This window comes from Mesorhizobium sp. M5C.F.Ca.IN.020.32.2.1, from assembly GCF_004023105.1.
GTDB classification, from domain to species: Bacteria; Pseudomonadota; Alphaproteobacteria; order Rhizobiales; family Rhizobiaceae; genus Mesorhizobium; species Mesorhizobium wenxiniae.
Genome location: NZ_RZSX01000251.1, coordinates 1 through 7,453 on the forward strand (window position 1 = coordinate 1; position 7,453 = coordinate 7,453).

Here is a 7,453-nt window from a genome sequence, read left to right on the forward strand (position 1 = left end):
CTACGGCTATTCGAACCCGATGCGCCGGGCGAGCGAGATGCCGCATGTCGCTGGCATCGTGCAGGTCGGCCTGCGTGGCGTCGGCAGCGCGCGCCTCACCGAAATCGAAGCGGCGCGGCGCTATGGCAGCCGCTTCGTGACCGCCCGCGAGGTTCACGCCCAGGGCGTCGAAGCGGCTCTCCGGCATATTCCGGAAGGAGCGCGGATCGTCGTCACCCTCGACTGCGACGGCCTCGATCCCGGCATCATGCCGGGCGTGGCGGCGCGTACACCCGGCGGCCCCACCTACACGCAGGTGATCGACCTGATCGCGGGCCTCGGCAGGCGGGCCAGGATCGCAGGATTCGACCTTGTCGAGCTCTATCCTCCGGCCGACATTGACGGCCTGTCGGCCCTGACCGCCGCGCGCCTTCTCGTCAATGTGATCGGCACCATCGTCCGGCAGATTTGAACCCGGCTTCTCGGGTGATCCGGTCAGTGACAGGAAGGCTCGTCATCGCCTGATGCGACATTCCTGGTCGCAGTGGATGTTACTGTCCCTTGCCGCGAAGGCCGATTTCCTGGTCAGACCGCCCTCCGCGCTTTCCATTCGTGTCAAAATTCGATATCGCCAAAGTCGCCGCCGCCATCGGAGCCGGCGTCGCCTGCCGGGTCGGCAGCGGCTTCGTCTGGCTGTGACGCCGCCGGCTCGGTTGCCTGCGCTTCGCTTCCGCCAAACATGCCTGCGATGGCGTTGCCGAGAAGCACACCCCCAGCCACGCCCATCGCAGTCTGCGCGGCTCCTGCGAGAAACCCGCCGCCTGCCCTCTGCCGATCATTGCCCGAAAGCGGCTCCTGCGGCACAGCGGCAGCGGTGCGCCCTACCCGCGGGACCGAACCCGAGCGCCTGCCGCCGCCGAAGAGCCCGCCAAGCAATCCGCCGCCGGCAGACTGCTTTGCCTGTTGTTCCAGTTCCTCGATGCGGGACTGTGCCGCGTTCAGGGCCTGCTCTTGCACGACGATGGTCTGCGCCATGTAGTATGGCGCGCCGGGCTGCCGGGCAATCTGGTCGTTGATGAAGCGTTCCGCTTCGGCATCGCGCGGCGGCGTCTGTCGCTCGACGTTCGCAAGTTTCTCGAAAAGATTCCCGATCGCCTGCTGGTCGTTCCTGTCCATGGGAAGCTACTCCGGTTGTCCAGGCGCGCCCCGCGTCCAAGTGATTCTCGCGACGCGCTCTAAGTCCCTGTTTTATGCATGTCGCGGCGCCAAAACCGCTGCCGCGACATGCAGTTGATTGACGGGCCTATTCGCGCTCGCCAGTGAAGTTCAGCAGCAGCTGGAAGATGTTGATGAAGTTCAGATAGAGTGAGAATGCACCGAAGACGGCGAGCTTCTGCTGCGATTCCGCACCGAAGTTTTCCGCAAACTGCTCCTTGATCGTCTGGGTATCCCAGGCGGTGAGACCGATGAAGACGGCGATCCCGATCACCGAGATCGCGAACTGGAGTGCGGTCGAGCCGAGGAAGATATTGACGATGCTGGCAATCACCACGCCTATCAGGCCCATGATCAGGAAGGACGAGAACTGGGTCAGGTCGCGTTTCGTCGTATAGCCGTAAAGGCTGGTCGCGCCGAACATGGTGGCGGCGATGAAGAAGGTGCGCGCGATGCTGGTACCGGTGAACACCAGGAACACGGACGCCAGCGACAGGCCCATGACCGCACAGAATGCCCAGAACATCGCCTGAGCGCCGGCCGCGGACATCGTCTGGATCCGGAACGAGAAAAGCAGCACGAAGGCAAGCGGTGCCAGCATCACCACCCACTTCAACGGGCTGGAAAAGATCGGCACGTAGAGGGCTGGCGTGGAAGCCACCACGAAGGCGATCACGCCGGTAACGACGAGGCCAACTCCCATGTAGTTGTAGACGCGCAGCATGTGCTGGCGCAGGCCTTCGTCATAGACGGCGCCGGTTTGGGCTCCGACGCCGGTGCGGTATCCTAGATTGGGGGTATTCATGCGGGTTCTCCTTTGTGAGGGTCAGTAAAGCGTGTTGGCGAGCGTCTCTGCGGTGCGATCGAGATCGCGGACACCGCGTCGGGCGACGACTGCGTAAGCAACTTCGCCGATCTGGAAATAGGCCGAGGAAATTTCCCCCGAGGGGGCGACGGTCGGCTGGACCACGTCGAACGTTCCGGGCCTGATCGCGAACAGCGAGACCAGTCCCAGGTCCCTTGTTTCGACAGCCATCTCGACGCTCGGGCCGAACTGCGATGGATAGATCTGCACGTCACGGACTTTCCAGTCCTTCGGCAGCGACGGCATGACGATCGCCGTGGCGGCGCGGATTTCGTCCGCATCGTAATCAGGCGCTTCGGGCTGGGATGACATGGCCTCGCGCACGATCGTCGTCCTGTGTGCCCGGATCGCCTCCTCCAGATAGACAGGCGGCTGGGTCGAGGCGACGACTTTCGTCACCGATATCGGCCCGACGATCCCGTTCGCAAACCAGCCCGCGGCCACCAACACTGCGACCGCCGAAGCCCGCTGCAACGTGCGTAAGGCCCGACCCCGGGCCAGTCCCCGCTCCAGCCGCCGTGCTGCGTCGGCCGTTGCCGGCCGCGCCATGCTCTTGGACCCGGCAAGCGCCACGCGCAGTTCGTCGCGCGTCCTGAGGTCGGACATCACGCGAGCGGCCGCCTCCGGACGGGCGGAAAGAAACGCCTCGACCTCGATGCGGCGGGCAACGTCCAACTGGTCGTCGACATAGGCGTCGAGGTCGGCATCGGTCACCGGGTCGCGCAGTTCGCTCATCATGGACATCATGGGCCTCCCACGATCTTGAGGTGGCTTTTCGCACGTGCCGGCAATTTGTCCTCCATCTCGCGGAGCGCCGCGCGCGCCCTGCCGATGCGCGACATCAGGGTTCCCAGCGGTACGCCGCTGGCCTCGGCCGCCTGGCTGTAGGTAAGTCCCTCGATGGCGACGAGATGCAGCGCCGAACGCTGCTCATCCGGCAATTTGAAAAAAGCTTCGCGCACCTGTGCCAGCCGGACGGAATGTTCCTGGGGAGCCTGCACGCTGGCGTCGATAAGATATCCGGCCTGCTCGACGCGCGCCGCTTCGGACTTGCGGGACCGCAAACCGTCAATGAAGGCATTGTGTACGATCGACAGCAGCCATGCGCGCAGGTTCCCGCCGGAGCGGAAGGTGCCGCGCCGCTCATAGGCACGCACCAGCGCGTCATGCACCAGATCCTCTGCTTCTGCGCTGTCGCGCGTCAGCGAACGCGCGTAGCGCCTCAGGGAACCAAGCTGTCCTATGATATTGAAGCGTGGCATCGATCCTCTCATGTCCCGTTTACGGAGCATGGCAGGTTTTTAATCCCGCTCTTTGAGTTTTTTTGCGATCCGGAAAGGTCTGGCATCAACGGTACAACGCCGCCATCGCGCGTACGGCTTCTTTGTCCGCGAACGAGCAGCCCTCCCCTCAGCCGCCGCAATTCGCCGCGCGGATTTAGCCCCACCGGGGATTTCGATGTTTATACCTGAATTAATTTGTGACGCGGAAAACCGGGAAGTTGTCATCTTTCTCGGGCACTTGCCAGTTAAAGGCAGGAAACATTCACCGCCGAATCTTCGCTTCACCGACGGCCGTTTGGGCCTGCCTTGTTCAACGAATTACCGACCCAACATGACAAGCAATGTGCCAACCCAGCGGGATACCCGCATCGATGTCTTCCGCGCGCTAGCGCTACTGACGATCTTCATCAACCATGTGCCGGGGACGATCTTCGAGTATTTCACGCACAAGAATTTCGGCTTTTCCGATTCGGCCGAAGCCTTCGTGCTGATTTCGGGGATTGCCGTTGGGCTCGCCTACGGACTGAAGTTCCGGCCGGGAAACCGGTTGCTCGTTACCCTAAAGGCCTGGCGGCGCGCCGGTGTCCTCTATGTCACCCACGTCATGACCACGGTGGCGACGCTGGCGATCTTCTCGGCGGCTGCACTGCATTTCTCGCGGCCCGATCTTTTGAAGCTGATCAACATTCAGATGATCATCGAGGACACGCCGGAAGCGCTGCTCGGCATCGCCGCGCTCGGTCATCAGATCGGCTATAACAACATTCTTTCCATGTATGCCGTCGTACTTCTGATGATGCCGCTTTTCCTGTGGATCGGCACTTTCAGCCTGCGCCTGATGCTTGCTGCGTCCGCTCTTCTCTGGCTCATCGTCGGCATTTTCCAGATCGCGCCTTCGAATTTTCCCGGCGACGGCTTCTGGTTCCTGAACCCGCTCTCCTGGCAGTTTCTGTTCGTGATCGGGATCGCCGGCATGCTGCACGTCAAGCGCGGCGGCGAAATCCGCTTCAACTGGATGATGGCGAGCGCGGCCGTCGGGTATCTGGTCGGCGCGCTGATTTGGGTGCGGCTGCCGTTGTGGGGCATCGAAACGGCCTCCGGCCTGCCTACGGTGCTGACCGGCTTCGACAAGACATTCCTCTCGCTGTCGCGGCTCATGCACATTCTGGCGATCGCCTACCTGATCGTGGCGATCCCGGCGCTTTCCAACCTGGCGAAGACGGGTCCCGGCCACCCGCTCGCGGTTCTTGGCAAGCATTCGCTGCCGGTCTTCATCGCCGGAACAATCCTCGCCATGATCGCGCAGGTCATGAAGGTCGTCAGCCCGGGCGGACTCCTCTACGACGCGATCCTGATCTCGACAGGCATCGCGCTGCAGTTCGGCTTCGCCTATTACCTCGAATGGCTGCCGCGGATCGGTTGGGGCGGCAAGAAGCAGCAACCTGTCGCCGCCTTGCCGTCTGCTGCGCTCAAGCTGGCGTCATAGAACGGCGTCGACGAGCCGTGCCGTCAAGCTTTCGCCGCGTGCGAGCCTTTCCTCAAGGCATGCTATGGATTTCTGCGTCCTGTCTCCTGGTTTGGCGGTTTTCAGCCTGGTGCAAATGAAACCGCTGGCGCAGCACAGCCGATTTGCGTATCACTCCGCCGCCAACGGAACCGCGCCGATGTTCGAAGACCTCCAGCCTGCCCCAGCCGACAAGATCCTTGCCTTGATCGGCCTCTATCGCGCCGATCCCCGCCCCGGCAAGGTCGACCTCGGCGTCGGCGTCTACAAGGATCGCGATGGTAAGACGCCGGTGATGCGCGCCGTGCGCGAAGCCGAAAAGCGACTGCTGCAGAGCCGGGACACCAAGACCTATCTCGGCCTTGCAGGCGATACCGGCTTCAACACAGCGACGGCGAGGCTGGTCTTTGGCCCTGCGGCCGAGTTTTCGCGCATCCGCGCGGCGCAGGCACCCGGCGGCTCCGGCGCGCTGCGGCTGGTGGCCGAACTGCTCAAGAGGACGCGATCCGACGCGACGATCTGGCTGTCGGACCCGACATGGCCGAACCACCTGCCGGTGATGCGCGCCGCCAGTTTGCAGATACGCGAATATCCCTACTTCGAAGCTGCATCAGGTGCTGTTCGCTTCGCGGACATGATGAGCGCGCTGGCGACCGCCAAGAGCGGCGACGTGGTGCTGCTGCATGGTTGCTGCCACAACCCGACAGGCGCCAATCTGGACACCGCGCAGTGGGCCGAAATAGCCGACCTGGTCATCGAGCGCGGCCTGCTGCCTTTTGTCGACATTGCCTATCAGGGGTTCGGCGAGGGCCTGGACGCGGACGCCACCGGCTTGCGCCTGCTGGCTGAAAAAGTTCCGGAAATGGTGGTTGCCTCGAGCTGCTCCAAGAATTTCGCCGTGTATCGTGACCGTGTCGGCGCGGCCATGATCCTGGCTAAAGACAGCACGCAGGCGGATGTCGCAATGAGCCAGATGCTGTCGGCGGCGCGCGCTATGTACTCGATGCCGCCGGACCACGGCGCGGCCGCGGTGCGCATCGTGCTTGAAGACGCCACACTGCGCGCCGACTGGGAAGCGGAGCTAGAGGAGATGCGCCTGCGCATGCTGCGGCTTCGGGTGCAGTTCGCCGAAGCGCTGCGGCGGCAGTCCAATTCCGATCGCTTCGATTTCGTCGCCAGCCATCGCGGCATGTTTTCCCGGCTTGGCCTGTCCGAAGCGCAGGTCGAGCGGCTGCGTGCCGAGCACGGTGTCTATATGGTCGGCGACAGCCGCATCAACGTCGCCGGCCTGCCGGAGGACGGCATGGACGCGCTCGCCAAGGCGATCGTCTCAGTGCTCGATTGAGCCGACCGTCGCTGGCAACTGTGGACAATGCGCCCTTGCCGGGTGACAGCATTGGCTGAGTGATCGCTGCACGATAGCGTCGACAGATGAAACCTTCGAAAGATATTTCCCGGCTGATCGAGATTATGGCGGCGCTGCGTGCGCCGGAAACCGGCTGCCCGTGGGATATCGAGCAGGATTTCTCGACCATCGCGCCCTACACGATCGAGGAAGCCTACGAGGTGGCGGACGCGATCGCGCGCGGCGACCTGGACGATCTACGCGACGAGCTCGGCGACCTCCTGCTGCAGGTCGTCTACCATGCGCAGATGGCCGAGGAGGCCGGTGAATTCGCCTTTGGCGACGTGGTCCAGGCCATTACCACAAAAATGATCCGCCGCCATCCGCATGTCTTCGGCGACGAGAAGGCGCGCAGCGCCGGCATGGCCAAGGGCATGTGGGAGAAGATCAAGACCGAGGAAAAAGCGGAAAAGCGAAACGCCCGCCTCGCCCGCGGGCACGATCCTGAGGATCATGGCAATGGTTTTCTGGACAGCGTACCGGTCGCCCTGCCCGCTTTGACCCGGGCGCTCAAGCTGCAGGAGAAAGCGGCCCGCGTTGGCTTCGACTGGAGCGAGGCCACGCCGATCCTCGACAAGATCGAGGAAGAGATCGGCGAGTTGCGCCAGGCCCTTGCCAAGGGCGATACAGCTTCGATCAAGGACGAGTTCGGCGACATGCTGTTTGCCGTCGTCAATCTCGGGCGTCATCTCAAGGTTGATTCCGAAGCGGCGCTCAGCGGCACCAACGAGAAATTCCGGTCGCGGTTCCGCTATGTCGAGCTAGCGCTGGAAGCGTCCGGAAACACGCTGGAAAGGGCGACGCTCGACGAGATGGAGGCGCTTTGGCAGCAAGCCAAAAGCGCGAAGTAACAGAAATTATCCGTTGTTTTTACGATGCAATCTGGTTTCTATCTCTTCGTGTGCGCTTCGCGTCGCTTTGAGCGACACGGTTATACCGCCATCGTCATTGTCGGTGCGCGAGACGACGTCGCCATTGCGGTAGAGCCAGTCGACGAACCCAAGCTGGTCAGGCTTGAGCGTGACGGTCAGCGTTTCCAGTTCGCCTGAAACTCTTGTCTCCATAATCGCCTTCAGCACATCGATGCCCTCGCCGGTGGCGGCCGATATGGCAATCGGCGGCGCCTTGTTGCCGTCGATGCCGTCGGCGAGCAACCGCGCCCGGTTGACTTCATCGAGCCGGTCGATCTTGTTCCACACTTC

At 62.8% G+C, this 7,453-nt stretch carries 8 protein-coding genes and 1 pseudogene; 4 read left to right on the forward strand and 5 right to left on the reverse strand.

The annotated features are described in order from the left end of the window. The coding region (locus EOA86_RS14655; RefSeq protein ID WP_206630024.1) for an arginase family protein at positions 1-451 on the forward strand (451 nt) is incomplete at its 5' end. A gap of 143 nt (positions 452-594) precedes the next feature. Here EOA86_RS14655 and EOA86_RS14660 read toward each other — a convergent pair. From EOA86_RS14660 to EOA86_RS14675, 4 genes are all read right to left on the reverse strand, one after another. Beyond that, positions 595-1,155 (reverse strand): DUF2076 domain-containing protein, encoded by a 561-nt coding sequence (locus EOA86_RS14660; RefSeq protein WP_128342270.1) that lies wholly within the window; start codon positions 1,153-1,155, stop codon positions 595-597. 127 nt (positions 1,156-1,282) lie between these two features. After that, complete coding sequence (locus tag EOA86_RS14665; protein WP_029352369.1) at positions 1,283-1,999, reverse strand: Bax inhibitor-1/YccA family protein; 717 nt, start codon at positions 1,997-1,999, stop codon at positions 1,283-1,285. Positions 2,000-2,020: 21 nt separating this feature from the next. After that, positions 2,021-2,794: an anti-sigma factor gene (locus tag EOA86_RS14670; protein WP_095520656.1), complete on the reverse strand. Its 774-nt coding sequence runs from the start codon at positions 2,792-2,794 to the stop codon at positions 2,021-2,023. 8 nt (positions 2,795-2,802) lie between these two features. Then, complete coding sequence (locus EOA86_RS14675; protein ID WP_245497266.1) at positions 2,803-3,321, reverse strand: sigma-70 family RNA polymerase sigma factor; 519 nt, start codon at positions 3,319-3,321, stop codon at positions 2,803-2,805. A 352-nt stretch (positions 3,322-3,673) separates the two neighbouring features. Here EOA86_RS14675 and opgC point away from each other — a divergent pair, with 352 nt between their 5' ends. From opgC to mazG, 3 genes are all read left to right on the forward strand, one after another. Continuing rightward, entirely contained in the window at positions 3,674-4,828 is a 1,155-nt protein-coding gene (gene opgC, locus EOA86_RS14680; RefSeq protein ID WP_128342274.1) for an OpgC domain-containing protein, read from the forward strand. A 178-nt stretch (positions 4,829-5,006) separates the two neighbouring features. Continuing rightward, a complete protein-coding gene (locus EOA86_RS14685) occupies positions 5,007-6,191 on the forward strand; it encodes an amino acid aminotransferase (RefSeq protein WP_128342276.1) in 1,185 nt (394 codons plus the stop codon). Between the two features lie 86 nt (positions 6,192-6,277). Further along, the gene (gene mazG / locus EOA86_RS14690; RefSeq protein ID WP_128342278.1) at positions 6,278-7,102 is read left to right on the forward strand and encodes a nucleoside triphosphate pyrophosphohydrolase; all 825 of its coding nucleotides are present in this window, start codon (positions 6,278-6,280) and stop codon (positions 7,100-7,102) included. A gap of 6 nt (positions 7,103-7,108) precedes the next feature. Here the strand turns inward: mazG and EOA86_RS14695 are convergent. Next, a pseudogene (locus tag EOA86_RS14695) lies at positions 7,109-7,453 on the reverse strand (GTPase HflX); the annotation flags it as partial.